Below are 25,828 nucleotides of genomic sequence, written 5' to 3'. Positions count from 1 at the left end.
GTTTAGCCACCCATTTCGTGGACGATCACCTCGAAAGGTTCGTCAAACCAATGCTCCTCAAGGTTTGGTGTTTGTCCGATGCGATCCACCACAGCGAAAAGTCCCGATCCACCAAGTGGTGTCAAAACACCGTGCCACGTGCCCCGATGATAGTTCACCGCGTCACCAGGGGCTGTTATAAAGGCCTGCGGTTCGCCTGGTATGCCTCCTGAATCGGCAGCGACGATCACTAGAAACGGTTCGTGATCCATCGGCAGGAAGGCTTGCGAGCCATCGGGGTGACGCTCAACCATTTCGAGCCTGTAGGGTAGCGATCGAAGCTGCGCCTTGAAAAGGCTGATACCAGCCCGGCCATCATCCCCGAAATCCAGGCGCGCTCGATCGTGGTAGCGCCCGCAGAGGCCCTGATTGATGATCCTGTCCGGCTCGCCATCGGTTCGCAGAACATCACCAAAAGGCGCGAAAGCTTCCGACGTCAATCGTGTCGCAACAACCTGCTTCAACGCAGAAAGCTTCCGGGTCGACCAAGCCTTGGGAGGCGGTTCATGTCCTTGTACAACAGGTAACGGAACCTTCCCGGTCCGCCCGCGTAGCAAGCCTGCGGGCAAAAGGCGCGCAGCCACATGAAGTCGCCAGCTTCAACTTCGACCCAATCCTGATTGAGCTTGTAGACCCCCTTGCCCTCAAGAACGAAAAGTCCGTGTTCCATGACGTGGGTCTCTTCAAATGGAATACTGGCCCCCGGCTCAAGTGTCACGATGTTGACGTGCATATCGTGCGCGAGGTCGTCCGCATCAACAAACCGTGTTGTCCCCCAGCGATCATCGGTATCGGGCATCCAGTCGATCGGCGTCTGCTGGTCGGATGTGACAAAGGGCATGGGCGGAACAAGGCCGTCGACGGTCTCATAAGCCTTTCGGATCCAGTGGACGGTGGCGGGCATATCGCCGAGACCTTCGATGGTCCACGTGCACCCCGGGGACAAATAGGCATAACCGCCAGCGACCAATGCGCGATCGATTGGCTGAAACTCTGCACCGTGGTTTGCGGTGAAGCCCGGCTTGCTACGGCCTGCCACCTCGGTAACCGAAAGCCGGACCGATCCGTCAGTAACAAACAGCACCGCTTCGGCCAGCGGGTCCGGCTCAGGTCGAGACGAACCGCCGCCAGGGGCGACTTCGACAATCAGGTGCGCGAACGTTTCTGCAAAACCTGAGAGCGGCCGGGCAAGGGTCCAGGAGCGCGTATTGCGCCAGCCCGGTATCGGGGCTGCTACGATGTCGCTCATCACGCCTTTGGGGATCACCGCGTAAGCTTCGGTGAAGATGGCGCGCTGTGTCATCAAGGCGCTCTGGGGCGGAAGTCCGCCAAGCTGCGCGCCGTAGCTGGGCGTGTCGGTCACGCTGTATCTCCTAGTAGGGCTTCGAGACGCAGGAGAGCTATCCGCTCAACTTGCCGACAGGCCTCGGCGAATTCCGTTTCAAGATCGTGCTCAAGGCGCCGATGGAAAGCCTGGAGAATGGAAGCTTTGGTGTTGTCCTTGACTGCAATAATAAAAGGGAACTCGAACTTGGCCGTGTACCGACTGTTTAGCGTCTCAAAGGCTTCCCGCTCTCCATCCGTCAACGCGTCTAGGCCAGCGGACGCCTGTTCCTCTTTTGACGACGCAGTCAGCCGCTGAGCCTGTGCAAGCTTGCCAGCAAGGTCAGGGTGAGCAGTGAGAACCCCAAGCCTTTCTTCGGCGCTGGCCGAGCGGAAAATGCGGGCGAGCGCGTTGTGCAGTCCCAGAGCGGTATCGTGCGCCGCGCCTAACTCCAGCTTATACGCACGCTTGGCGATCCACGGCGAATGCTCAAAGATGCTGCCAAACGCCTCCACAAACGCTTCCTTTTTCATACTTGACGGTCTGGGCCCTTCAAATCCATTCGCTCCACGAACGTGCGGTGGGAACTTCTGCGCCCAGTGGCGCGCAATATCGATCCGGCGGGCGAACCAAACGCCGGTGTGGCCCTGCGCATACTCCAGAAACCGGCGAAGGGCTGCAATTCGGCCAGGCCTACCAATGAGGCGGCAGTGCAGTCCGATGCTCATCATCTTGGCCTGCCCGTGCGTACCTTCTTCGTACAGAACGTCGAAGCTGTCCTTGAGATAGCTGAAAAACTGATCACCCGCATTAAACCCTTGGGGCGTTGCAAAGCGCATGTCATTCGCATCAAGCGTGTAAGGGACAATCAGTTGTCTTTTCCCATCGTCTTCATGATGCCAATAAGGGAGTTCATCCGCATAGCTGTCGGCAACATAAGCGAAACCGCCTTCTTGCGCTGCCAGGGAGACCGTCTGCATGGAGCACCGTCCCGTGTACCAGCCTAGCGGCCGCTCGCCAGTCACTTCGGTATGCAGCGCTATAGCCTCGGCCATGTGAGCCGCCTCGTCTTCGACGCTGTAGTCCTTGTATTCGATCCATTTCAGGCCGTGGCTGGCGATCTCCCAATCCGCTGCCTTCATCGCAGCAACCTGTTCGGGCGAGCGCGCAAGCGCTGTTGCAACCCCATAAACCGTCAAGGGGATATCCATCTGACTGAACAGGCGGTGGAGACGCCAAAAGCCTGCACGCGCACCGTACTCGTAGATCGACTCCATATTCCAATGGCGCTCGCCCGGCCAACTGGCTGCACCGACAATCTCCGACAGGAACGCCTCCGAACCCGCGTCACCGTGGATGGTCGCGTTCTCCCCACCTTCTTCGTAGTTCAGGACGATCTGCACCGCGATCCGAGCTGGACCCGAACCATCGGGGTTCGGCCATTGAGGGTCAGGGGGGTGAGCGCCATAGCCGATCATGTTCCGGGGATAACGGGGCGGGCTCATTGCAGGCATCTCCCAAGCACGGCTAAAGTGGATCGTGCGCACGGGGAGAGTTCAACCATGGCCGGCACTGATGGGGCAAGCGGAAGACAGACCAGTTCTGGGTTTCTAACGACCCATGTTCTCGATACGGCGCGCGGTTGTCCGGCTGAAGGGCTAAAAATCGAACTGTTTGACCTCTCCGGAGCCGCCCGAGCAAAGATCGCGGAAGCTGTGACGAACGCTGACGGTCGCACCAATGCTCCGATCTTACCTGTCGATCGATTCAAAACTGGGCAGTATGAGCTGGTTTTCCACGCGGGCGATTATTTGCGAGACAATGGTCTCGCTCACGGTGACCCACTGTTTCTGGATGAGGTACCCCTTCGCTTCGGAATGAGCGAGAACGACCACTATCATGTCCCGCTGTTACTTTCGCCGTATGGCTTTTCGACCTATAGGGGCAGTTGACGCTTAGGTCTTTGCAAGCGGCTCATATCACCGCGTAGCGCATTTTGGCCGAAACCCATTCGCTGAGGACGACCGTCCCGAGGATCAGGATGAGGATCATCGTGACCTGCGGCCAGGCGAGCACGTTGAGCGATGCTTGAAGCTTGAGGCCAATACCCCCGGCGCCGACAAGCCCCAAAATGGTGCTTTCGCGAATATTGATATCCCAACGAAACACCGAAATGCCCCAGAAAGCGGGCATGATTTGCGGAACGATACCGTAGTTCAGCGTCTGCAGCGACGTAGCGCCGGTGGCTTGGACCGCTTCGATCTGCTTGGCGTCGGTTTCTTCGATTGCCTCATAAAGTAGCTTCCCGACAAAACCGATGGACCGCAGGGCGATCGCCACAATGCCGGCCAGGATCCCCGGTCCAATGATGGCGACCAACAACAGCGCCCAGATCAGAGAATTAATCGAGCGCGAGGCTACAATAATGAACAATGCAATGGGCCGCAGAAAGAGCGTTGAGGGCGATGTGTTGCGTGCGGCCAGAAAGGCGACCGGCACGGCCATGATCACGCCGCCGATCGTACCGAGCGTTGCGATCGTCAGCGTATCCCACAGCGGAACGAGAAGCTCGGGCAAGTAAGACAATCGCGGCGGCATCATACGACTGCCAATGTCAGCTGCCTGACGCGGCGCGTCCTGCACAAACGCCCAAATCGTGTTCTGGGTCATCAGGTCCCAGCACCAGACGAACAGAGCAACCAGGCCCAGCCATCCAAACCAAAGCGCCAGTCGCGCCTTGGGCGTCCGGTGATGCCACACTTCGCTGTAATGGCTGATTTCGCTCATTGCAGGAACTTTCGCAGATAGCTCGAGCTGTATTCAGCGACCATCACGATCCCAATAATGATCAAAAGGATCGCGCCAGCGCTGTCGTACTCATATCGATCGATCGCGGTGTTGAGCGTTGATCCGATACCGCCCGCGCCGACGATACCGATGACGGCGCTTTCCCTGAAATTGATATCGAGCCTGTAGAGCGAGAGCCCGATAAGCCGCGGCATGACCTGCGGTTGCACCGCATAGTTGATCAGTTGCAACCATGATGCGCCCGTCGAACGGACCGCTTCCGCCTGTCCCTCATCAATCTCTTCGATATCGTCAGCGAGAAGCTTGGCGATGAAGCCGATCGTGGCAAAAGACAACGTTAAAAAACCGGCAAACGGCCCGAAACCAAACATCGCGACAAGAAAGATGGCGATGATGATTTCCTGCAGCGCGCGACTGACGGCGATGATGCCTCTGCAGATGTAATAGACCCATGCGGGCGCGAGGTTGCGCGCCGCTCCTATGCCGATCGGTACGGAGATGATGACGCCAACAACCGTCGACGTCAGCGTCATTGTCAGGCTCTCGACCAGCCCCCGGTAGATATCATTCCAGCGGCTGGCGAAATCCGGCTGCAAGAAGCCCATGATGAAACGCTGTCCGCGTTCAAGGCCAATGGAGACCCTCGCCCAATCGACCTCAACGGAGCCAACTGCAAGGACAAGATAGACTAGGATTGCGAGCTGAAGACCTATGCGCCAACGCCGATCCTTGACGATTTGCGGTGGCCGCTTCCAACGCGTGGGATAGGTCGTTGTCGACGGAACGCTCATCTGGCGAGAGCTGCCATGCGGTCGCGTGCGTCGGCTTCGGCATGCTGTTGCTCCTCCTCGCCTTTGCGCATCGCGTTCCAATCTTCTGCCCCGTAGATGCGCGTCAGCACCTCCTCTGTGAGCGCTTCCGGAGCGCCATCGAAGACGATTGTCCCCGCGTTAAGGCCAACGATGCGTTGCATGAACTGCTGGGCCAGCGGCACGTCATGAATGTTGACGATGGCAGGCAAGTCTCGCTCACCGCAAATCTCTGTTAGAAGCCGCATGATCTGGCGCGATGTTTTCGGATCAAGGCTGGCAGTTGGCTCATCGACCAGCAACAGTTCAGGTTCCTGCGCCAACGCCCGCGCGATGCCGACCCGCTGGCGTTGGCCGCCCGAAAGCGCGTCAGCGCGCTTATCGGCCTGATGCATCAGCCCGACACGATCCAACAGCCGATAAGCGTTCTGTACGTCCGCCGGCGGGTACTTTCTCATAAAGCTCCGCCAGAACGGTACGTAACCAAGCCGCCCGGACAGGACGTTTTCCATTACTGTCAGCCGCTCGACCAGCGCATACTCCTGGAAGATCATGCCAATCCGGCGCCGTTGTTCGCGAAGCTGGGCCTTATTCAGACCAACCAGGTCGACATCCCCAAGCAGGACCTTGCCGGATGTTGGCTCAACGAGCCTGTTGATGCATCGAATCAGGGTCGATTTACCCGCACCCGAGGGACCGATCAGCCCGACAATCTGCCCCTTGGGCACATCCAATGTTGCGCCGGAAAGCGCGGCATCTCCCGTCTTGTAAGTCTTGGAAAGGCCTTCGAGGTGCAGCATTGGCGGACGTCTCGTCAAGAAAGTGCGGGCGGCAGTGGACCGCCCGCCTGAGTTCTCAAATGCTCGAAGCCAGTTCGATCAATTGCAGTCGTAGGAGACGCCGTTTGCCTCATCGATGGCTCGGATCACGGACCACTCATTCTGGAAGGTGATTGGAATGAACTGGTCTTCGCCGTTCCGGTTGAACTCTTCGGCGAGAGCCGTTCCTTCCCATTCGAAGCTGAAGAAAGCGTCTTGGATCGCCTGCTGCAGCTCAGGTGTCAGGTTATGGGCGACGCCGTAGCTTGTGGTCGGGAACGTCTGGGATTTGTAGATGGAAACGAGCTGATCCATGCTAACCACCTCGCGGTCCACCATCCGAGCGAGAACCGAGTTTGCGACCGCAGCGGCCGAATAGTCTTGATTGGCGACCCCTAAGATCGAGCTATCGTGGGCGCCTGAGAAAACCGGGGTGAAATCCTCACCCGCTTCCATTTCAAACTCGGACATCAAGATGGCCGAAGGCGCTTTGAAGCCGGAGTTGGACGTCTCGGACGTAAAAGCAAGTTCCCCGCCGCGAATGTCTTCGATCTCACCGATACCGGAGTCCGGGAATGTGAGGATTTCCATCTCATAACCGAAAGACCCATCAGACCCAGCCATCATCGCAAAGGGTCGATAACCCGCGCAGGCAACCGCGAGAGGATTAGAGCCTGTATTGAAGCCTGCAACGTGAAGGCGTCCGGCACGCATCGCTTCAATCTGCGCAGCATTGGACTGCACAGGAAAAAACTGAACGTTCTTGCCAGTGGCTTCGGCTAGGTGATCGAGAAAGCCCTGCCATACTTCAGCATAAACCGCCGGATCCTCGACGGGCGTGTAGGCGAAAATCAAGGTCGATGGGTCGATCCATTCGCTTTCATCTGTTGGGATGTCGGCAATCAGGTCGCCATCATTATCGACGTAGCGATCACCCAGCTCAAATGCGTTGGCCGGTGCCACCAGCAAAAGCGCCGTAAGCGCCGTCATCGTTGAAAACAGCTTCATGGATCATCTCCCTTGTTTGCATCTCTGTTTGCATGTTCGGATGCGTTAGGGCTGGAATGTAACAGTCCTGTGACACGCGTCCAGCGCGCATAGTTTGGTGTCAGCAAACCGAAACGGTTTCACCACCCATTTTCTGGCTACAAAAGGGCAAATCACTCACCGTATGTGGTGGCTTGCTCAGACGGGCAACATGTCTCACCGGACTTTTCTTGCTCAGCCCTTTCCTGCTGGCGCGTAACTTGCAAAGCTATGCCCGACCGTCATGTCGGGTGAAGGTATCTGGATGTTCGATCTTTTTGTGTTGGCGGACTGGCTCGAGTTTGTGGTTCGCTGGCTGCACGTCATCACGGCAATCGCTTGGATCGGATCGAGCTTTTATTTCATTGCGCTCGATCTGGGTCTGCGCAAGGGCCCTCACCTTCCATCAGGCGTTGGTGGTGAAGAATGGCAAGTCCACGGCGGCGGCTTCTATCACATCAACAAATATATGGTGGCCCCAGATAACCTGCCCGAGCATCTGGTGTGGTTCAAATGGGAGGCCTACTGGACCTGGATTTCGGGCTTTCTTCTGCTGGTACTGGTCTACTATTTTGGTGCCGATCTTTACCTCATCGATCCCCATGTTAGAGACCTTGCGACCTGGCAAGGTATTGGTATTTCGGTCGCCTCACTGGTGCTTGGTTGGATCCTCTATTCGCGACTGTGCGATTCGAAACTTGGCGACAATCCAAACATCATGATGGGGGTGCTGTTCCTCATCATAGTTGGGATGAGCTGGTTCTACGCACAGGTTTTTTCGGGCCGCGCTGCGCTTTTACATCTCGGCGCCTTCACCGCCACGATCATGGCGGCGAACGTTGCGATGGTGATCATTCCCAACCAGAAGATCGTCGTTGCCGACCTGAAAGCAGGCAAGGTACCCGACGCAAAGTACGGCAAAATCGCAAAACTGCGCTCCACACATAACAACTACCTTACCCTGCCGGTGCTGTTCCTGATGCTGTCGATCCATTACCCGCTGGCTTTTGCAAGCGACTATAATTGGATCATTGCTGCGTTGGTGTTCCTGGTCGGTGTCTTTGTGCGCCACTTCTTCAACACCATGCACGCCACCAAGCAGAAACTCATATGGCCTTGGTTCGCTTCCGCTGCCACCATGCTGGTGATTGCAGTTCTGTCCATGGCGCCGATGTGGAACGGTCACGATCCTTGGGAGGACGAGACGGCCATGAGCCCGGCGCAGCAGCGCTTTGCAGAAGCTCCGGGTTTTGAAGACGTGCATACAATTGTTTTGGGGCGCTGCTCGATGTGCCACGCGCAGGAGCCGACATGGTTCGATACCTTTTGGGCACCGAAGGGTGTTCGGCTTGAGACCGAATGGCAAGTCGCGCAGCATGCACACGACATTGCTTTGCAGGCGGGCTATTCGAACGCGATGCCGCCGGGCAATATGTCAGCCATAACCGACGAAGAGCGGGCGAAAATCGTAGCTTGGTATCGCGCGGGCCGGCAGGGTATTCGCGCTGACGAGACGGCGGCACGTTGAACGAACACCTGACGACGCCTTCCGTGCCAGCTCTGTCCGGTGGCCACGAAGGCGACAACCGCCCGGTCACGCTTAAGAGCGGCAGCAGGCTCATGCTCCAGCGCACACAAGGCATAGGCGGCCTTACTGTCAAGCAGGGGCATGACGGCCGAAGTCGTCTTGATCGGCTCTATCAACAGGCAGCTGCTCGGATTCGCGTCCCCGATCATCACGGCCGCACTGACCTCGAAGCAGTTTTGATCAACACCGCAGGCGGCGTGACGGGCGGTGACGAGCTGTCATGGGACCTCGTTGCAGGGCCAGATACGCGGGTGACGGTCACGACGCAGGCGTGCGAAAAAGTCTACAAATCCGATGACGGAGCAGCCACCGTCGATATCAAGTTGACTGTGGCTCAAGGCGCCCGATTGCAGTGGCTTCCGCAGGAAACGATCCTGTTTGATCGCGCGCATCTTCATCGGACCATTACAGCTGATCTACACGATCGTTCATCGCTTCTGCTGGTCGAGCCGATCATTTTCGGTCGGACGGCGATGGGCGAGGCGCTCAAACAGGGTACATGGGTAGACCGCTGGCGAATCCTCCATAATGGCGAGCTAATCCACGCAGAAAACGTGCGACTTATGGGGGATATTGCTGAACATTTGGACAGGGTTGCGAGCCTACCGGCGATGACGGCCCTTGCAACGGTAGCCTTGTTCGGCAACCATGCCGAGGCGAAACTGGAAGGAGCCCGAGACCTTATGGGCGCTGCGAAAAATACGGTCGCCAGTGTCTCATGTTGGCAAGTTGGCGGACAGTCAAAACTTATCGCACGCGTAGCCGCAACCGGTGGGTATGATTTGCGCGCGGCCCTGATCCCGCTGATCAATCACCTGGCGCATGGCGCAACCAATCAAGCGGCACCCGCCGTTCCAAAAATCTGGTCGCTCTGAAAAGCCTCCGAACCTGCACCGTTCAAGGACCCTGTAATGCAACTCACGCCGCGCGAGAAAGATAAACTGCTGGTTGCCATGGCCGCCAACGTTGCACGTCGCAGGTTGGAACGAGGGGTCAAGCTCAACCACCCCGAGGCGATCGCTTTGATCACGGACTTCGTCGTCGAGGGCGCGCGCGATGGGCAAGCAGTTGCAGACCTTATGGAAGCGGGGGCACACGTCATCAGCCGAGCCGATGTCATGGAAGGCGTTGCCGAGATGATCCATGATGTGCAGGTCGAAGCGACGTTTCCAGACGGCACGAAGCTTGTCACTGTGCACGAGCCTATCCGATAGGAGATAAGACATGCTGATCCTCAAGCCCAATTGCGAGTGCTGCGACAAGGACCTACCGCCACAAGCCACGGATGCTATGATCTGCACCTACGAGTGCACATTTTGCAGTGACTGCGTGGAAGAGGTGCTTGGCGGAATCTGCCCCAACTGCGGCGGTAATTTTGTGCCGCGGCCAATTCGCCCCGCTGCACAACTTGCCAAGCACCCGCCATCAACGACGCGGGTGATCGGCAAGCGTGAGGATTGCGTCGCAAGGCGCGCAGCTTAAGCACGACATGAACCTCAACACCTACCACCCGTTGGCCAGCTTTGACCTTCTCGCGATTGGCATCGCGCTTGTGGTGGTCATGGGGTTCATCGGATTCCGGGTGTTGACCGGCAGGCCTTGGCGCAGAACGCTTCCACCTGACGAAATCGACGCGCCAGGGTTTCCGACGTCCCGATTCTCTGACCGGGACAGCCGCCCACGCGGCGCAACACCTCTGTTGGGAAAGGATAGCATCGATGATCCCCGGTGAAGTGATCACGGATGGCCCGGACATTACGCTTAACCATGGTCAGGCTGCGGTAACGCTTAAAGTCGCGAACACGGGCGATCGGCCAGTCCAAGTCGGCTCGCATTATCATTTCTTCGAGACCAATCCGGCTCTCGCGTTCGACCGGGATGTAGCCCGCGGCATGAGGCTCGACATTGCTGCGGGCACGGCGGTTCGGTTTGAACCGGGCCAGGAACGCGACGTCACGCTTGTGCCCCTTGGCGGCAAACGCGAGGTCTACGGGTTTCGCCAAGATGTGATGGGCAAACTCTGAAACACACCGACGGACAGGATTGTTATTCCATGAGTACTGCAAGACGCGCCGCCACACGGGCGAGCAAGACGGCCGGGTCGCTGGTCGATCTCAACTTCGCCATGTGGCGGATGGGGATGGAGGCGTCGTCCGTCATCGCCATGCGCACGATGGGCGCCGCGGGTTGGTGGCATAGGTCTGACAATGAAAACGAGATGATGGTGCGCGAGAAGCAATTGGCCTTCGCAAAGGGCGCTGCGCAGGCCTCTTTGGCCATGTGGCAGGGGGCAAACCCGGCCGCGGTGATGCTCGAAGCCGTGAAACCAGCCAAGGCGAAAACACGGCGCAACGCCCAGCGCCTGTCACGAAAAGGTCCGCGGATCCCGGGACTGAGCGGATAGCGACACGCGTGGCGCTCCACTCCTGCGAATAAAGGAAACCTTCATGCCCGCCACCATCTCCCGCGCCGCCTATGCCGGCATGTACGGCCCCACAACCGGGGACAAGGTCCGCCTCGCCGATACCGAGCTGTTCATTGAGGTTGAGCGCGACCTGACGGTGTATGGGGAAGAGGTGAAGTTCGGCGGTGGCAAGGTGATCCGCGACGGGATGGGCCAGAGCCAGGTGACCCGCGCGGAGGGCGCGGTCGATACCGTCATCACCAATGCGCTGATCGTTGATCATAGCGGCATCACAAAGGCCGATGTCGGCCTCAAGGACGGGCGGATTGTTGCCATCGGGAAGGCTGGCAATCCTGACACGCAGGACGGCGTCGACATCATTATCGGCCCCGGCACCGAAGCGATTGCGGGCGAGGGCAAGATCCTCACCGCAGGCGGGTTCGACGCGCATATTCACTTCATCTGCCCGCAGCAGATCGACGAAGCGCTGATGTCGGGCCTCACCACCATGCTTGGCGGCGGCACGGGTCCAGCCCACGGCACGCTGGCGACCACTTGCACGCCGGGGGCCTGGCATATCGGCCGGATGATCCAATCGTTCGATGCGTTCCCCATGAACATTGGCTTGTCCTGCAAAGGCAACGCGTCCCAGCCCGCCGCACTCGAAGAGATGATCTTGGGCGGTGCCTGCGCCATGAAGCTGCACGAGGATTGGGGCACCACACCCGGCGCGATCGATTGCTGCCTGTCGGTCGCCGACCAGTACGATGTGCAGGTGATGATCCACACCGACACGCTCAACGAGAGCGGCTTCGTGGAATCGACCATCGACGCAATAGGCGGGCGCACCATCCACGCCTTCCACACAGAAGGCGCTGGCGGCGGCCACGCGCCCGACATCATCAAGGTCTGCGGGCTCCCCAACATTTTACCCTCATCCACCAACCCAACGCGGCCCTACACCGTGAACACGGTCGCCGAGCATCTCGACATGCTCATGGTCTGCCACCACCTCGACAGCCGAATTCCTGAAGACATCGCGTTCGCTGAAAGCCGCATTCGCAAGGAAACCATCGCCGCGGAAGATATCCTCCACGATATGGGCGCGTTCTCGATCATCGCGTCTGATAGCCAGGCCATGGGCCGCGTCGGCGAGGTGATCATCCGCACGTGGCAGACCGCCGACAAGATGAAGCGTCAGAGGGGTAGCCTGCCCGATGAGACCGGCGACAACGACAATGTGCGGGTCAAACGCTACATCGCGAAATACACCATAAACCCCGCCATTGCCCACGGCCTGTCAAACGAGATTGGCTCTATTGAGGTCGGCAAGCGCGCTGACCTGTGCCTGTGGAACCCGGCCTTCTTCGGCGTGAAGCCCGAGATGGTGTTGGTAGGCGGGACCATCGCCGCAGCGCCGATGGGCGATCCGAACGCCTCAATCCCGACGCCCCAACCGGTCCACATGCGGCCGATGTTCGGCGCGTTCGGCAAGGCAATCACCAATGGGTCGGTGACCTTTGTCAGCCAAGCCGCGCTGGAAGCGGGTCTTGAGGAAAGCCTCGGCGTCGAGAAGAGCATGGTAGCGTGCGCCAACACCCGCGGCGGCATCTCCAAAGCCTCAATGGTGCACAATTCCGGGACGCCGAATGTGGAGGTCGACCCCGAAACTTATGAGGTCCGCGCGGACGGCGAGCTGCTGACCTGCGAACCAGCAGAGGTCCTGCCGATGGCGCAGCGATATTTTCTGTTTTAAGGCTGCCCGAACGGGTACGCTCGATACGAAAAGTGATGGCGCTGCGGCAAGGCGTTTGGGACCCCATTATAAGCCCCACCGCATACGGTATGGGCCATACTTGTGGGCACCGGTAGGTTTGCCTAAGCATTATATCTTAGTGTGCATCATGGATCGTGCGTATGTGGCATCGGCTGATCATAGTCTTCGCGGCGATTGCATTAGCGAGCTGCGCAGGGCGTCCAGAAATCGTAAGCCTCCCAGCGAGCCAATCAGCCACAGATATCGAGCCCGTTTTCCTGGCCACGTCTCGAAAACGAACCGATCAAGGCTTTTCAAGCGAGCGCTCCTCCGAGCTGAGTTTTGCCCGCTTCGATGTCTCAGTGCCACAAGACCGTCAGCCGGGATCTGTGCCGTTCGCTGAAAACGCGCCGGACAGCCGCAGGCACTTTCTGGTAGCGGGTACGGAGAACTTTTCAGGCGGTTCTGACTTCCAAGCCGCACTCCGGCAGGCGCAGGCTAACCGCCCACCAGGACAGCGCGAATTGGTCGTTTACGTTCACGGCTACAACAATACTTTTGCCCAGAGCCTCTACCGCGCTGCGCAGATTCGCTACGACTTCGACGTCCCGGGGCTTGCCGTTCACTACGCATGGCCTTCACTCGAGTCGGTCACCGGATACGTCTACGATCGAGACAGCGTTCTCGCGGCGCGGGAATCGTTCGAGCGTTTTCTGCAGCTTCTGGTGCAAACTACCGATGAGAGAATTATCGTTCTCGCTCACTCCATGGGCTCGTACCTCACAATGGAGACGCTCCGATCGCTATCAATTGACCAAGACCGCGTGACGCTCAGAGGCATAGGCGGCGTCGTCTTGATGTCACCAGACATTGACGTGCAGGTTTTTCAAGCGCAAGCGAGGCGCATCGATCCACTGCCCAATCCGTTCATCATTTTCACGTCACAAAATGATCGAGCTCTGAGACTTTCAGCAACCGTTTCACGGCAATCACAGCGCTTGGGTAACATCGGAACGGTCGATGATGTATCGGACTTCAATGTCACAATCATCGACCTGACGCAGATCTCGGACGCTGGCGACCAGCTCAATCACTCCGTCGGTTTGAGTTCCCCGTCTCTTATTCAGTTTGTGCGCAATGCACCCCAGCTTGGTGAACAGCTGGAAGATGACCAGGTAGCGGGCGCGGATGAAGTACCGGGAACCGTAAACGTTGTTCGAGGCGCACGACAGATTGTGTTGGCACCCCTCGATGCCGTTCTTGGTCGATGACCAGCGCCCAACCGCCCCTCGATCCTGACGCAACGGTCAATGTGCACTCAGGGGAAGTAAAAGTGAGCGAGACAAACCGACTTCCAACCTGTCGCCAAGTCCTGGGGCATACACACAGCGCGGCCGACCACATCACGCTTGATCAGATTGACCGACATCGCCGCCGGTTTCGCATGCAGTCCGACGGCGGCATAACCTTCCTGCTAGACCTACCGGACGCACGTCTTCTTCAGCATGGCGAGGGGCTCCTGCTTTCCGATGGCCGGGTCATCGAAGTGCGCGCATCACCGGAGCCACTCTACGAGATCACGGGACATGACGAGCGCCATCTGCTGAGCCTAGCCTGGCAAATTGGGAACCGGCACCTGGCTGCTGATATCTCCGCCAAACGCATCCGTATACGCCGCGATGCCGTGATCAAGGCGATGCTCGAAGGCTTGGGGGCGGGTGTTGCTGAGATCGAAGCCCCTTTCAATCCCGAAGGTGGCGCTTATGGTGATGCACATGCAAACCACCACCACCATGACGACCATGATCACAACCACGATTAGGGTCGCGGTCACGGCCGCTTTGACAGCCTTCCTTACTACACCAGCTCAGGCTGTGACGGTCGCGGAATGCGACTGGCGAGCTTCGGCGCAAGCCATTGTAGAGCCTTGGGACGTTTTCAGCCGAACCTTCGCTAACGGCGATGTGCGCATTACGCTCACCGATACGATCGAACCAGCAGCCGGGGCGCTGCATCTGGTCATACTGTCGCCGCCGCTCGACGAGCTTGGTGGCCGGCAATGCAAAGTTGTATCGGCCGACGGGTCCTCGGGTTTTGCTGGCGTTTTGTTCGAGGACATGACGTCGGACTACAACCCCACAACCGGCTTGCGCCTGACCATGGATGTTCAGGTCTTTAATGCGACAACCGATACCTTCCAGCCGCGGTCTTTGGCGGTCACCATCAATCAGGCGAGCGGCGCGGTCGATGCCCGACTGCTGGGTGGAAAATGAGCACCCTGTCTCTGGCTCGATTGATGGCATGGCTTTCGCCGGTGTTTCCAACCGGCGGCTTCGCCTACTCTGTCGGCCTCGAACAGGCGGTCGCCGATGGTCGCGTTCATGACCAACAGACACTGCAAGAGTGGCTTAGGACCATCCTGACTTCGGGAAGCATGTGGAATGATGCCGTACTCCTGGCCGCGGCTTATCGTACCAATGGGTCCAAACTCCCTTCACTGTCCGCTCTCGCGCGCGCGCTGGCACCCACAGCTGAGCGGCACCGCGAAACGGTGGACCAGGGCGCTGCGTTCCTGCACGCTGCGGAGCCGTGGGCGATATGCGACGCCCCGCGTGAGGCGCCACTTCCGGTAGCGATTGGAGCCATCAGCGCACGGGCCAAAATCCCCCTATTGGAGGCCCTGACCGCGTCCCTGCAAACCCAGATTTCCAATCAGCTGCAGGCAGCGATCAGGCTTTCCGTGACCGGCCAAACAGGCGCGGCGCAGCTGCTCGCCCGACTGGAAACAACGGTTCTGGTGGTCGCTGAAAGGGCAGAACAGTCGACCCTTGACGATCTGGGGGGATCGGCTTTCATAGCGGACATCACAAGCGGACAACATGAAACGCTGGAACCGAGGATTTTTCTGTCATGATTGCCTTGGCGAACGTCATTGCACTGCTGCTCATGGCCATTGCTCTGTTACACTTGCATTGGGCGCTGGGCGGAAAATGGCCGGGCACGGACGAGACTTCCCTGAGCCACACGGTGTTCGGTCAGAATGGTGTTGACGCGATGCCGGACCAGTCACTAACGGCGGTGGTCTCAGGCCTGATCGCGCTAGCCGCTCTATGGCCCCTCGTCTGGGTTGGTCCTCTGGCTCTGCCCTTACCCGATTGGTTTGTCGGCCTTGGGATGGTGGTGCTTACCTTGGTCTTCCTTGGCCGTGGGGTGGCAGGTTACCTGCCGGCGGTCACCAATAGACACGCGCAACAACCTTTCGCCCGGCTCAATGCACGGCTTTATTCGCCGCTGATAACCGCCATTGGCGTTGGGCTGTTTACGCTGTTGGTGGCTGGCCCAGGTGAGGCGTGGCACAGCTGATGAACGGTCCCCTTCGTGTCGGAATAGGCGGCCCTGTCGGCTCGGGTAAGACGACCCTCACAGCAGCTCTTTGCGGCGCACTGCGCGATCGCTACTCCGTCGGCGTTGTTACCAACGACATTTACACCAAGGAAGACGCTGAAGCGCTGGTGCGGATGCAAGCTCTCACCTCAGATCGCATTATGGGTGTGGAGACCGGCGGCTGCCCGCACACGGCGATCCGCGAAGACGCATCGATAAACTTGCGCGCAATTGATCGCTTGTGCACGCGCCATCCCGATCTCGACATTGTCTTCATCGAGTCAGGTGGCGACAACCTCGCCGCGACTTTCTCGCCGGACCTCGCAGATCTCAGCCTGTACGTCATTTCCGTCTGCCAGGGCGAAGACATCCCTAGGAAAGGTGGCCCCGCCATCACACGCTCGGATATACTGATCATCAATAAGGCCGATCTGGCGCCTCATGTTGGAGCTGACCTTGACCGTATGCGTGCGGATGCCACTGCTGCGCGGGCGGGACGTGCCCACGTTTTCACCGACCTGCGCGCGGGCAAGGGCGTCGAGCCAATCATATCGTTTCTGTTGGACGTTGGCGGACTGCGTGCTGCCTGAAGCGGCAAAAAGTGGATGAATTACCTGACCGACCTAACCAAGAAAGCGCAAATTTTGCGTTTTTTGATCACGCGCACGCGACTTCAGGCCCCGCTATGAGCGCCTTCAGCGGCTCGCGCTGCGGCTTTTGCAATTTCTTTTAGCCGCAAAAAGCGAACCTAAGCGATCGCCTCGTGAGGAACCGTGTGGGCGAAAGGCGTCTGCGATTCCGGGTGTCTGTTCGTATCCAGCAGCATGATCAGCGGTGACGTTCACCGGCCTCTCGCAAATCCCTCACAACCGCGTGACGCGACGTTACGGTTCCGTGGATTGCGTATTTTCCAGCAAACGATAATTTCAAATTCATCGAACGAGCAACAAACGCTCGATCAACCAAACAGAAGAAAGTTACTTTCTTCATCAAAACCATAAAGGACTAAAACAATGAAAACTCTCGCTTTGACCGCAACTGCAGTTGCTCTCGCTTTTGGTGCCGCTTCTCCGGCTTTTGCTTCGGCAACCAACAATTTCTCTTTTGACGCATCGGTCGTCTCTGTCGATGGCAGCGGCGTGACGCTCTCAACGGGCCACATGCTTGATGACAGCCAAGGCCTGTTCTCGCTGCCCAACGCCCAGATTGGCGACACGGTTCGCGTGAACATCAATGACGATGACAAGCTCATTCGTTCGGTCCGTGTGATCGGCTAACACCAACTGGCTCGGCGAGTGTTTTCCTCCTTGCGCTCGCCGAGCCTGTTCCCTGAAAGGCAGGAGATCGGCCATGAAGACTTCTCTGATCACTGTAGCGGTTTTGGCCTCACTTTCCCCAGCGCTCTCAGTCCCCGCAAACGCGTCGGTCAATCCAACGCAAACAGCGTTCACGAGCGGGGCAACCGCATCCACGTTCATCTCCGGCGCACTGTTTTCGCCCAACAATGCCGCCTTACGAGATGCACCACTGCCCAATAACAGTTACCGTGGGCAGCCAAAAAAGGTGCAGCCGACGGAGCCGTTATCCAACTAAACCAATTAACGAACCGCACATGCACACAACGTGTCGGGGTCGCCGCAAGGCGGTCCCCGCACGTAATTGCGCTTAACGCAACCAGTTCCAGCCAGCTGAAGCAATCAACTGTATCGCAAGCGCTGTCAGCACCCACTTGAACACAGTCCGGAAGAGAGTTTCAGGCAAGGCGTGTAGGAGCCGTGTTCCAGCCAGCGTGCCGAGAAAACCAGCTGCAATCATCGCAACCATAAGCGGTACCCATGCGCCGAACGCGAACCCGAGGTAACCAAATACAACCACTTTCAGCCCGTGCTGCATGACCATCGCGGCGGCGTGCGTCCCGGTGTATAGACGCCGATCGTCGAGGCGTGGCGCAAGGACGGCCGCCACAAATGGACCTGTCGCCCCGACAAACATTGTCAGGAACGTAGCAAAGCCGCCAGCAATCGTGAGAGCAAACGGCCCCCCAGAAGCCGCCTTGGGCTTTGGCCCCCAAATTGAGAGCAGGACAAATAGCCCAACGCAAACCCTCAAAAGATTATCGGGCAACGCGACCACCAGTTGGCCGCCAATAAGTGCGCCAACAAGGGCACCGATCGCGAAATAAGCGAGCAGCGGCCACACAATGTGCTGACGCAACACCAGCGCTCGCCCAGCGTTGGAACCAAGCTGAATGACGCCATGGACCGGAATGAGGACCGCCACTGGCACGATATTGGCCATCAGTGCCAAAAGGGCCACCCCACCACCGATCCCGAACGCCGCCGTCATCGCAGAGGTGAAAAAGGCCGCGACGACAAGGATGCCAGCGGAAACGATAGGAAGGCCTTCAGGCAGATAAGGGATCAGCAGGTCCATCGCCGCTGTCTAGCGATGATACACCAGCACGTCATCATCGCCCTTTCGCCAACGGTACTTCTTGGACGAAACACCGCCTGCAAGGCTCCTGCGAGCCAAACCGCTTTTCAGCCTGCAAGGCGACTTTCAACAAGTTCAACCCAGTAGCTCGCACCGACGGGTATGACGTTGTCATTGAAATCATAAAACGCCGAATGCAGGTTCGCACTGTCTTCGCCATTACCGGTGAAAATGAATGCACCCGGCAGCTCTTCCAACATAAAGGCGAAGTCTTCGCCCCCCATCATGGGCGGCGTATCACGATTGACCTTGTGTTTGCCCACCACGCGCTCCGCGACAGACGCAACAAAATCGGTCTCGGCCTCATGGTTCACGACAACCGGGTAATTACGCTCGTAGGACAGCTCGGCGCGCGCGCCCATGGCTTCGGCGATCCCACTAGCAATCTCACCAATGCGGCGCTCGGCCAGATCGCGCATTTCAGGAATAAGTGTGCGCACTGTACCGGTCATCGTTGCGCGCTCGGCAATGACATTATCAGCCTTCCCGGCGTGGATCGTTGTTACGGAGACCACGATGCTTTCCAGCGGGTCGGCGTTACGCGAAGCGATGGTTTGCAAACCTGTCACGATTTGCGCGCATGCAACGATCGGATCGATCCCCGTATGCGGGCGCGCGGCATGTCCACCCTTGCCCGTGACGGTCAGGGAAAAGATATCCGTAGCCGCCATGAGCGGGCCGGCGCGAACAGCAAAGTTGCCCACCGGGATGCCAGGCATGTTGTGCATGCCATACACCTCTTCGATCCCAAAGCGCTCAAACAGACCATCATCCATCATCGCCTTAGCCCCTGCCCCGCCTTCCTCAGCGGGCTGAAAGATAACGACAACCGTGCCGGCAAAGCCCCGTGTCTCACACAGATGTTCGGCAGCGCCCAGCAACATGGCCATGTGTCCGTCATGCCCACAAGCGTGCATCTTCCCATCGGTCTGGGAAGCATGAGGGAGACCGGTTTCCTCCAGGATGGGCAGCGCATCCATATCCGAACGCAAACCAAGCGTCGGTCCGTTTCCCTTTTGCCCGCCGATAACGCCGACCACGCCCGTCTGCCCCAACCCCTCAACGACTTCATCACATCCAAACTGGCGCAACTTGTCTGCGACGTAGGCCATGGTCTGCGGCAAGTCGTACATGATTTCGGGGTTTTGGTGCAGCTCCCGTCGCCAACCTGCAATGGACCCCAAGCGGTCGGCAATACGGTTGTTGACAGGCATAGGGATCTCCAATGGCAAACTCCACGCCACCATACCCCGCCTCGTGGTAACATCAATGCGGCACGCACGGCCTGCCAGATTGGTAGTCATGACGCTCCGCCATGCGCCCGACAGACGGCGACCGCTCGGTCAACAGTCGCCACATTTGCATCAGGAATTTAGGCACGCGCGGCACGGTCTGACCAAGTTCGTAGAACGCCTCTTCATCGAGTGTCTCAGGTTTCAGCGGGGGAATGATCGGCATCATGATCTCACCTCTTTCGTTTGAAAACGAAAAGGTAAAAGGCTATTTGACGCAAATCTACGGACGGAACCTAACCAAGTTTTTCAAATATGAAAAATGTGAACTGGGATGATCTGCGACTGTTTTTCCAAGTCGCCGAGACTGGCGGGCTATCAGGGGCAGCAAGGCGTCTCGGCCTCAGCCCGGCGACCGTTGGCCGGCGAATGGTGGCACTTGAACAGGCGTGCGGGCGAACGTTATTTGAACGCACGCAAACCGGCTACTCACTCACCCGCGAGGGCGAAACGGTGTTTGCCAAGGTTCGTGCGATGCATACAGCCGCTCAACCGCTGCTGCAGCATCTTTTGGCGGGCGCGGACAAGCCGGCGGTGCGGTTGTCGGCTGGAACGGGAACAGCACTGTTCCTCGCCGACCGCTTTGCGCGGTTGAACCAGCCGGAGGACCCCTTCAAGCTCAGTTTTGTGACGACCGAACAAGTTCTCGATATCGGCCATAGGGAGGTTGAACTGGGTATTCGTAGTCGATCTGCACAGGCGGGAAATCTGGCAAGCCGAAAACTGTCCGATATCCGCTTTGCTCCCTACCGGAGCTGGAGTGCCGGGCAACCCGAGCTCCTTGAATGGGTCGCCATGGACCCAGCGATGGCGCGCTATGCCGCGGCAAGGTGGGTCCACGAACAAGGACACCCGATCCGTGTGGTCGCCAACTCGGTGGCAACAATCTACCAATTGGTGCGGGCAGGAGCAGGCATCGGTGTCATGCCCTGCTTCATTGGCGACAGCGATCCTGGGCTTTCGCGCGCGGGTCCGATCATTGACGAGTTACGCGAAGAGCAGCACCTGGTGATGCATGCCGATGATCGACACCTCGCCCATATACGCCAGGTGATCGAGCGCGTTGTCACCTTGTATCAGGACAATCGTGCGCTGCTGACCGGTCAGAAGCCGCTGAGAAGTGATTAGCAACTTTTGGAAGAAATTCAGAACGCTTGCCGAATTTAGCTCTGGTCCGATAGGTGCCTGCGGCCTATCTCCGGAGACCGATGATGCCGGAGTGCCATGTCATGCTCGAGACACCCGATTACCCAGATGCGGTCGCCCAGCCTCAACCTGAGTCGAGCTGGCGCCTGAGCGACGATCCAAACTGGATTTACCTCCTGCGGGAGTTCTACGAGATATACCGTTACCTTTCGTCGGGCGGCAGCAACCAGATCCGCGCCCACCAACGCGCGGTCCGCGAGGCGATCAGTCGTGTCATGGGGGCGAACGCCACGCTCAAACCAGGCCGCGGCATCACCAAGCCGGTCGTGGGACACTTGCGGCGTGCGATTGATGAAGGAATGGGTGAGCGACATGTCAACTTGCTGCGATCGGTTGAGGCGATCGTCGGCGGAATCGACTGGCAGTACGGCTATGAGAAGGTCCCGCGCGGCCTCAAGGACCGATACGCTTACGCTGAACTGTGCGGCCCAGCGGGGCCAGTCCTCTCGGAAGAGGTGATCCTCGGGCTTGTTTTGTTTGCACCCAACTGCACCTATCCCGCCCATGCCCATGACGGCATAACGGAAAGCTACATTTGCCTTTCAGGCGCTGTATCGGAAAACCATCAAGGCGTTTACGCCCCTGGCTCACTGATCTTTAACCCGCCCGGGCAGCGCCACCGCATAACGGTTTCCCACAAGGAGCCGGCCTTGATGGCCTATGCCTGGGTCGGACCAAAAGACAAGCTGGCCCAACAAAAGATGATTTTCTCGCGGAAATGAGCCTGATGTCCGTTCGCCGCCCTCGTCCAACCGACCTCGCAACGTTTCGTGATGCGCTGTCGGACGGCTGGAGCATCAATACAAGCTCACGCTGGAGCGCTGACAATCCGGCGCTAGGGCAGTGCGGAGTGACTGCGCTTGTCGCAAACGACCATTTTGGTGGCACTATTCTCAAAACGCGCATTCCCGACGGCTGGCATTTTTACAACCGGATCGATGGCGAGCGCTATGATTTCACGGAAAGCCAGTTCCCGGCCGCAATCCACTATGACGATGAGCTGAGCAATAGGGACGAGGCGTTCGCAGATACCAATGCCTCGCAATACAGCGTTCTGTCTGAGGCGGTGAGAAGATACATCCGATCCTAACGCTAAAGCTGCGCTGGTTGGGACGACCTAGGGCGTACCAAGCGATCCGCTGACCGTGAACGTAAGCGGACAGGCGGCCCATACTTCTTCGGCTAAACAATGAACAGACTGTGACATCGGCCACATCGGTTGTGGCCTTTCTTGGTGTTTGTCCCGCTCCCACCAAATGAAGTGAGGAGCCAGCCGTGATCGTCCGTTTCGACAAAGACCACTTTTACTTCGACCGCCCAGAAGCCGATATTGATCAGGGACTTCTGACGCCTGTGCCGCAAGGCTCCACGACCCCTGACCAGCCAGACAAAAATGCGGGGCTTGCCGGTGATGAGCTTATGCAGGAGCTGTTTGGCAGCTTTGGTGACGGTGGTCAGATGCCCGATCTCGGGACCGGGCTTAAAGGTCTGGGTACGCCTCAAGGCTCGACGCCCGATGACGTCATCAACGGCCGCCTGCCCGGTGCTGCAGACCCCGATGCGGCGCCCGATCTTTCCGGCGTTGATGGATCCATGGTGTCGACCGGCGGCGGCAACAGCACTTCAAACAGCAACAAGAACCCGCCGAAGCCTGTGACCACAGTCAACGACGATGGATCGAAAACAACCGTCTACCCCGACGGGCGCACCGTCACCGTCAGCAAGGACGGCAAGGAGACCAGCACCACCTATCCCGATGGCACGTTCGTGAAAACAAACAGCGATACCAAAACGACCTTCATCGAGACCCAGAAGGCAAGAGATGCCAAGGCAAGCGGCAAACCGTATGATTATGAGCAGATCGACATCACCGACCCACAGGACAGCACCAAAGTCACGAAGACGTTCTACATCTACTCAGTCGGCAAGGAGGACCGCGACCAGGGGCTTCTGAAGGACATTGTCCTCATCGGGCCGCTCGACGTGAAGAAGGCCAAGGTCGACAACCCCTATGAGGACGACCAGCCGGAGATGACCAGCCAACAGGTTGAGGACGCGCTATGGGAGTTGATGAATGGTTCAAACCCGTTGATGCGGACCTTTGGCGAGAGCGAAGACGACCAAAGCGGCGACCCACTCGACACCGCCAATGGCCTGTCGGACCCGTTCAAGCTTCACGATCCCGACAAGACGAAGAATGAAACCGAGCTGCCCAGCGACTACGATCCCTACACGCTGGCCGATCCGCTCATCCAGCCGACCAACCCCGGCGATGACCTGTTTAGCTGACCCCGACCCACAAACCCAGGCACGCAAGCCCTGTCACGTTCCTTAGACGGGCGATGCTAGCTCGCCGTTTGGTGGTGGAACCGCAGTGAAAGAACAAAGCAGCCAGCGGTGCACGCCACGAGGCATCAGGGTGCAATTGCAAAAGTATCGCAACGGGCACATCGGATATGATGTGAACGTAAAATACAGTATTGTATTTCTTTATGTATTATATAGTTGGATAAATAAAAAGTATAGCGTGATTTTAATCACATATTACTGAAACTCAAACCCTCAGCATTTGCCCGTCTGTAGAACTATCCAAACCAACACTTTCGAGGGCAAAACCATGAAACTTGATAGAGCACAATCCGCCTACCGCGTTAGGGTCGAGGCCGCCGAAATGGCGCGCCATAGGCCCCATCCCGTTCACAAAGCGAACGCCGACGAGGAACGATACGGCTACGCCAATTACCTCATGAGCTTCACCAAAGGGCTGAAGCATGATGAAGGCCTCGGCGTCGTCAAGGACCCAAGTCACTTCAAAGCGTTCAGGACCTGCATTGATGAGGGCTTCGCCGAGCCGTTTACATCGCGTGTCTTCGTTCCAACTGAGCACATGCGCCGGAAGTGGGAAGCACCCACCGCTGGTGTCGTTTTCGATCTCGAAGGTCCGGATGCGCAGGCCGTTACGATGGACCCGGCGCCTGAACTATGCAGCGATGAGCTGACGTTCGAAATGGCCGAAGTCTACGAACTGGCCCTGCTGCGCGATGTACCGCTGACAAGCTTCGACACTGGCGGCGGCCTGAAAGACGCAGAACTGGACGCCTCCATCGACCGAATGAACGCCATGGCGTACATGCACAATGTCAGCACCGAGGGCTTTAAAGGGCGCCCGAGGACCGTCAACGATGCGGGGCAACTCGACCGCCAAACGGCATTCCGCGGCTCTTCGCCGGGCGTCGAGAAGGGCCCTTACGTCTCGCAGTTCCTCTGGATCGGCAACGGCAATGACTGCCACGACGTTGAGGACGGCTACATTTCATACGGTCCGCAGGTCATCGACCAACGCGTGCGCGTTGCCGCTGAGGGCGATGACTACATGACGACCTGGAACAGCTGGCTTGACGTGCAGGACGGCTACGAGGTCCGCAATGGCGGCATTGGCCAGAACCTGAGCTGCGACACCCGGTTCATCTGCACGCCGCGCGACCTTGCGACTTACGTGCATGTCGATGCGCTTTACCAGGCCTATCTGAATGCAACGCTCATTCTCTTGGGTATGGGAACGCCGTTCGATCAGAGTTTTGCCAAACTCTCTGGCGGGCGGCCCATGTACACTCCCGGCAACTCCGATGGCGTGACGCAGAACGCAGGTGGTTTTGCGCTTTGGGGCGGACCACACATTCTGACGCTGGTGACCGAAGTCGCCACCCGAGCCTTGAAAGCGGTGCGCTACCAGAAGTTCAACAACCACCTTCGCTTGAGGCCGGAGAGCTTGGCGGGCCGGATCGCGCGGGCCCAAGAGCTCGAAGAGGCATTCCCCGGTCTATGCGGTTGCCTGAACGGTATGTGCAGGGACCTCGCTCCCACGCTTGAACATATCAGCAAGCTCAACGGGCCGGACAAGAACCTGCCAAATGGCAACTTCCTGTTACCTATGGCCTTCGAGGAAGGCTCGCCCATGCACCCGACTTATGGTGCGGGACATGCGACCGTCGCTGGCGCTTGCACGACGATCGTAAAGGCCTTCTTCGATACTGGTACTGTGCTTGGCATCAATTCAGACGGCAAGGTCGGATTCTTCCCCAAGGTCTCGCATGCCGTCTATTACGAGCCGGACAAATATGGGAACAAGCTTTCCATGAAGAAGATCGGCGAAGGGTGCCCGCTGACGCTTGAAGGCGAGTTGAACAAGCTTGCCGCGAACATATCCATCGGGCGCAACATGGCCGGTGTGCACTATTACAGTGACTATTACGACAGCCTGCGCATGGGCGAGGAAATCGCCATTGGCATGCTTGAAGAACAGGCTCTGTGCTATCCTACGGATGACTTTGTGCTGAGCCTGACAACGTTCGACGGCGAGCAAGTCCGGATCGGCGCACGCTGAATATGCATTTGGCTTGCGGGATACGTCCCGCAGGCCATCCCAACGCTACCAAAATTCACCCGCTTATCCGGATTACCAACACCGTCCTCACGAAGACGACTTAAGCAGGCATCACGCGCCCTGCCGCTCCCGATCCTTCTTGATACTCCACGCCAAGATGCCCAGCACGACCAACGCCCCTGCTGTCTCTAAGAGAGGCGTGTTCGGCCACATCAGCGCGACGCCTTAGGTGGCGGCGAGATTCTCAAGACCCGGATTCCTGAGGATTGGCACTTCTACAACCGCATCAATGGCGAGCGCATCGACTTCACCGAAAGCCAGTTCGCCGCGCCGATTGCTTATGACGACGTCGCAAGCGACCGGGACGAAGCGTTCGGGGATACGAATGCCGAGCAGTATGGGGGTTTGTCAGATGCTGTGCAGATGGAGTTGCGCAGATACGAGGAAAATTGAGTAAGTCCAAAGTTTCCTGCTAATTCTCGACAACAACAGGCGAA

At 58.2% G+C, this 25,828-nt stretch carries 32 protein-coding genes; 22 read left to right on the top strand and 10 right to left on the bottom strand.

Going from position 1 to position 25,828, the window contains the following annotated elements; genetic code table 11:
* Positions 1–2 precede the first annotated feature (2 nt).
* The 3 genes from AAF739_09505 to puuE are packed head-to-tail and all read right to left on the bottom strand — an operon-like array spanning position 3 to position 2,868.
* Positions 3–503 (bottom strand): ureidoglycolate lyase, encoded by a 501-nt coding sequence (locus AAF739_09505; protein MEM6382898.1) that lies wholly within the window; start codon positions 501–503, stop codon positions 3–5.
* Complete coding sequence (locus tag AAF739_09500; protein ID MEM6382897.1) at positions 500–1,402, bottom strand: bifunctional allantoicase/(S)-ureidoglycine aminohydrolase; 903 nt, start codon at positions 1,400–1,402, stop codon at positions 500–502. The genes AAF739_09505 and AAF739_09500 overlap by 4 nt, the downstream gene beginning before the upstream one ends.
* Positions 1,399–2,868, bottom strand: coding sequence for an allantoinase PuuE (gene puuE, locus AAF739_09495; GenBank protein MEM6382896.1), 1,470 nt, complete (start codon positions 2,866–2,868; stop codon positions 1,399–1,401). Before puuE ends, AAF739_09500 begins: the two co-directional genes overlap by 4 nt.
* Positions 2,869–2,925: 57 nt before the next feature.
* Here puuE and uraH point away from each other — a divergent pair, with 57 nt between their 5' ends.
* Positions 2,926–3,315: a hydroxyisourate hydrolase gene (gene uraH, locus AAF739_09490; protein MEM6382895.1), complete on the top strand. Its 390-nt coding sequence runs from the start codon at positions 2,926–2,928 to the stop codon at positions 3,313–3,315.
* Positions 3,316–3,337: 22 nt separating this feature from the next.
* On the opposite strand, the gene phnE (AAF739_09485) is transcribed toward uraH, so the two are convergent.
* The 4 genes from phnE (AAF739_09485) to phnD form a co-directional block, all read right to left on the bottom strand.
* On the bottom strand, positions 3,338–4,150 hold the full coding sequence (gene phnE, locus AAF739_09485) for a phosphonate ABC transporter, permease protein PhnE (GenBank protein MEM6382894.1): 813 nt from the start codon (positions 4,148–4,150) through the stop codon (positions 3,338–3,340).
* The gene (gene phnE, locus AAF739_09480) at positions 4,147–4,962 is read right to left on the bottom strand and encodes a phosphonate ABC transporter, permease protein PhnE (protein ID MEM6382893.1); all 816 of its coding nucleotides are present in this window, start codon (positions 4,960–4,962) and stop codon (positions 4,147–4,149) included. The genes phnE (AAF739_09485) and phnE (AAF739_09480) overlap by 4 nt, the downstream gene beginning before the upstream one ends.
* Positions 4,959–5,780 (bottom strand): phosphonate ABC transporter ATP-binding protein, encoded by an 822-nt coding sequence (phnC, locus tag AAF739_09475; GenBank protein ID MEM6382892.1) that lies wholly within the window; start codon positions 5,778–5,780, stop codon positions 4,959–4,961. The genes phnE (AAF739_09480) and phnC overlap by 4 nt, the downstream gene beginning before the upstream one ends.
* Positions 5,781–5,858: 78 nt before the next feature.
* Positions 5,859–6,806, bottom strand: a complete 948-nt coding sequence (gene phnD, locus AAF739_09470) for a phosphate/phosphite/phosphonate ABC transporter substrate-binding protein (GenBank protein MEM6382891.1) — start codon at positions 6,804–6,806, stop codon at positions 5,859–5,861.
* 283 nt (positions 6,807–7,089) lie between these two features.
* Between phnD and AAF739_09465 the strand changes: the two genes are divergently transcribed.
* The 16 genes from AAF739_09465 to AAF739_09390 all read left to right on the top strand — a co-directional run bounded on the left by AAF739_09465 (position 7,090) and on the right by AAF739_09390 (position 17,549).
* The gene (locus AAF739_09465; protein ID MEM6382890.1) at positions 7,090–8,352 is read left to right on the top strand and encodes a urate hydroxylase PuuD; all 1,263 of its coding nucleotides are present in this window, start codon (positions 7,090–7,092) and stop codon (positions 8,350–8,352) included.
* A complete protein-coding gene (locus AAF739_09460) occupies positions 8,349–9,287 on the top strand; it encodes an urease accessory protein UreD (protein MEM6382889.1) in 939 nt (312 codons plus the stop codon). Before AAF739_09465 ends, AAF739_09460 begins: the two co-directional genes overlap by 4 nt.
* A gap of 36 nt (positions 9,288–9,323) precedes the next feature.
* The gene (locus AAF739_09455; GenBank protein ID MEM6382888.1) at positions 9,324–9,626 is read left to right on the top strand and encodes an urease subunit gamma; all 303 of its coding nucleotides are present in this window, start codon (positions 9,324–9,326) and stop codon (positions 9,624–9,626) included.
* A gap of 10 nt (positions 9,627–9,636) precedes the next feature.
* The gene (locus AAF739_09450) at positions 9,637–9,894 is read left to right on the top strand and encodes a DUF1272 domain-containing protein (GenBank protein ID MEM6382887.1); all 258 of its coding nucleotides are present in this window, start codon (positions 9,637–9,639) and stop codon (positions 9,892–9,894) included.
* Complete coding sequence (locus tag AAF739_09445) at positions 9,863–10,144, top strand: hypothetical protein (protein MEM6382886.1); 282 nt, start codon at positions 9,863–9,865, stop codon at positions 10,142–10,144. Before AAF739_09450 ends, AAF739_09445 begins: the two co-directional genes overlap by 32 nt.
* On the top strand, positions 10,131–10,436 hold the full coding sequence (locus AAF739_09440) for an urease subunit beta (GenBank protein ID MEM6382885.1): 306 nt from the start codon (positions 10,131–10,133) through the stop codon (positions 10,434–10,436). Before AAF739_09445 ends, AAF739_09440 begins: the two co-directional genes overlap by 14 nt.
* Before the next feature lie 29 nt (positions 10,437–10,465).
* A complete protein-coding gene (locus AAF739_09435; protein MEM6382884.1) occupies positions 10,466–10,816 on the top strand; it encodes a hypothetical protein in 351 nt (116 codons plus the stop codon).
* 43 nt (positions 10,817–10,859) lie between these two features.
* Positions 10,860–12,572, top strand: coding sequence for an urease subunit alpha (gene ureC, locus AAF739_09430; protein ID MEM6382883.1), 1,713 nt, complete (start codon positions 10,860–10,862; stop codon positions 12,570–12,572).
* Between the two features lie 161 nt (positions 12,573–12,733).
* A complete protein-coding gene (locus AAF739_09425; GenBank protein MEM6382882.1) occupies positions 12,734–13,843 on the top strand; it encodes an alpha/beta hydrolase in 1,110 nt (369 codons plus the stop codon).
* A gap of 62 nt (positions 13,844–13,905) precedes the next feature.
* Positions 13,906–14,394 carry an urease accessory protein UreE gene (locus tag AAF739_09420; protein MEM6382881.1) on the top strand — a complete coding sequence of 163 codons (489 nt, stop codon included), beginning with the start codon at positions 13,906–13,908 and terminating at the stop codon, positions 14,392–14,394.
* Positions 14,348–14,845 (top strand): hypothetical protein, encoded by a 498-nt coding sequence (locus tag AAF739_09415; protein MEM6382880.1) that lies wholly within the window; start codon positions 14,348–14,350, stop codon positions 14,843–14,845. The genes AAF739_09420 and AAF739_09415 overlap by 47 nt, the downstream gene beginning before the upstream one ends.
* Positions 14,842–15,486, top strand: coding sequence for an urease accessory protein UreF (locus tag AAF739_09410; GenBank protein MEM6382879.1), 645 nt, complete (start codon positions 14,842–14,844; stop codon positions 15,484–15,486). The genes AAF739_09415 and AAF739_09410 overlap by 4 nt, the downstream gene beginning before the upstream one ends.
* Positions 15,483–15,935, top strand: coding sequence for a DUF3995 domain-containing protein (locus tag AAF739_09405; protein ID MEM6382878.1), 453 nt, complete (start codon positions 15,483–15,485; stop codon positions 15,933–15,935). The genes AAF739_09410 and AAF739_09405 overlap by 4 nt, the downstream gene beginning before the upstream one ends.
* Positions 15,935–16,546: an urease accessory protein UreG gene (gene ureG, locus AAF739_09400; protein ID MEM6382877.1), complete on the top strand. Its 612-nt coding sequence runs from the start codon at positions 15,935–15,937 to the stop codon at positions 16,544–16,546. Before AAF739_09405 ends, ureG begins: the two co-directional genes overlap by 1 nt.
* Before the next feature lie 423 nt (positions 16,547–16,969).
* Entirely contained in the window at positions 16,970–17,233 is a 264-nt protein-coding gene (locus AAF739_09395; protein MEM6382876.1) for a hypothetical protein, read from the top strand.
* Between the two features lie 73 nt (positions 17,234–17,306).
* The gene (locus AAF739_09390) at positions 17,307–17,549 is read left to right on the top strand and encodes a hypothetical protein (protein ID MEM6382875.1); all 243 of its coding nucleotides are present in this window, start codon (positions 17,307–17,309) and stop codon (positions 17,547–17,549) included.
* A 72-nt stretch (positions 17,550–17,621) separates the two neighbouring features.
* On the opposite strand, the gene AAF739_09385 is transcribed toward AAF739_09390, so the two are convergent.
* From AAF739_09385 to AAF739_09375, 3 genes are all read right to left on the bottom strand, one after another.
* Positions 17,622–18,389: a sulfite exporter TauE/SafE family protein gene (locus AAF739_09385; protein ID MEM6382874.1), complete on the bottom strand. Its 768-nt coding sequence runs from the start codon at positions 18,387–18,389 to the stop codon at positions 17,622–17,624.
* 107 nt (positions 18,390–18,496) lie between these two features.
* The gene (locus AAF739_09380; GenBank protein MEM6382873.1) at positions 18,497–19,663 is read right to left on the bottom strand and encodes a M20 aminoacylase family protein; all 1,167 of its coding nucleotides are present in this window, start codon (positions 19,661–19,663) and stop codon (positions 18,497–18,499) included.
* A gap of 52 nt (positions 19,664–19,715) precedes the next feature.
* The gene (locus AAF739_09375; protein ID MEM6382872.1) at positions 19,716–19,910 is read right to left on the bottom strand and encodes a hypothetical protein; all 195 of its coding nucleotides are present in this window, start codon (positions 19,908–19,910) and stop codon (positions 19,716–19,718) included.
* A gap of 86 nt (positions 19,911–19,996) precedes the next feature.
* Between AAF739_09375 and AAF739_09370 the strand changes: the two genes are divergently transcribed.
* The 5 genes from AAF739_09370 to AAF739_09350 all read left to right on the top strand — a co-directional run bounded on the left by AAF739_09370 (position 19,997) and on the right by AAF739_09350 (position 25,331).
* Positions 19,997–20,869: a LysR family transcriptional regulator gene (locus AAF739_09370; GenBank protein MEM6382871.1), complete on the top strand. Its 873-nt coding sequence runs from the start codon at positions 19,997–19,999 to the stop codon at positions 20,867–20,869.
* A 101-nt stretch (positions 20,870–20,970) separates the two neighbouring features.
* Positions 20,971–21,669, top strand: a complete 699-nt coding sequence (locus AAF739_09365; GenBank protein MEM6382870.1) for a dimethylsulfonioproprionate lyase family protein — start codon at positions 20,971–20,973, stop codon at positions 21,667–21,669.
* A gap of 5 nt (positions 21,670–21,674) precedes the next feature.
* A complete protein-coding gene (locus AAF739_09360; protein ID MEM6382869.1) occupies positions 21,675–22,037 on the top strand; it encodes a hypothetical protein in 363 nt (120 codons plus the stop codon).
* A gap of 185 nt (positions 22,038–22,222) precedes the next feature.
* Positions 22,223–23,236, top strand: coding sequence for a T-complex 10 C-terminal domain-containing protein (locus AAF739_09355; protein ID MEM6382868.1), 1,014 nt, complete (start codon positions 22,223–22,225; stop codon positions 23,234–23,236).
* Between the two features lie 328 nt (positions 23,237–23,564).
* On the top strand, positions 23,565–25,331 hold the full coding sequence (locus AAF739_09350; protein ID MEM6382867.1) for a vanadium-dependent haloperoxidase: 1,767 nt from the start codon (positions 23,565–23,567) through the stop codon (positions 25,329–25,331).
* Positions 25,332–25,828 lie beyond the last annotated feature (497 nt).

The sequence above is a fragment of the Pseudomonadota bacterium genome, assembly GCA_039024915.1.
Lineage (GTDB): Bacteria > Pseudomonadota > Alphaproteobacteria > Rhizobiales > MH13 > MH13.
This window is presented reverse-complemented; position numbering and strand designations above follow the sequence as displayed.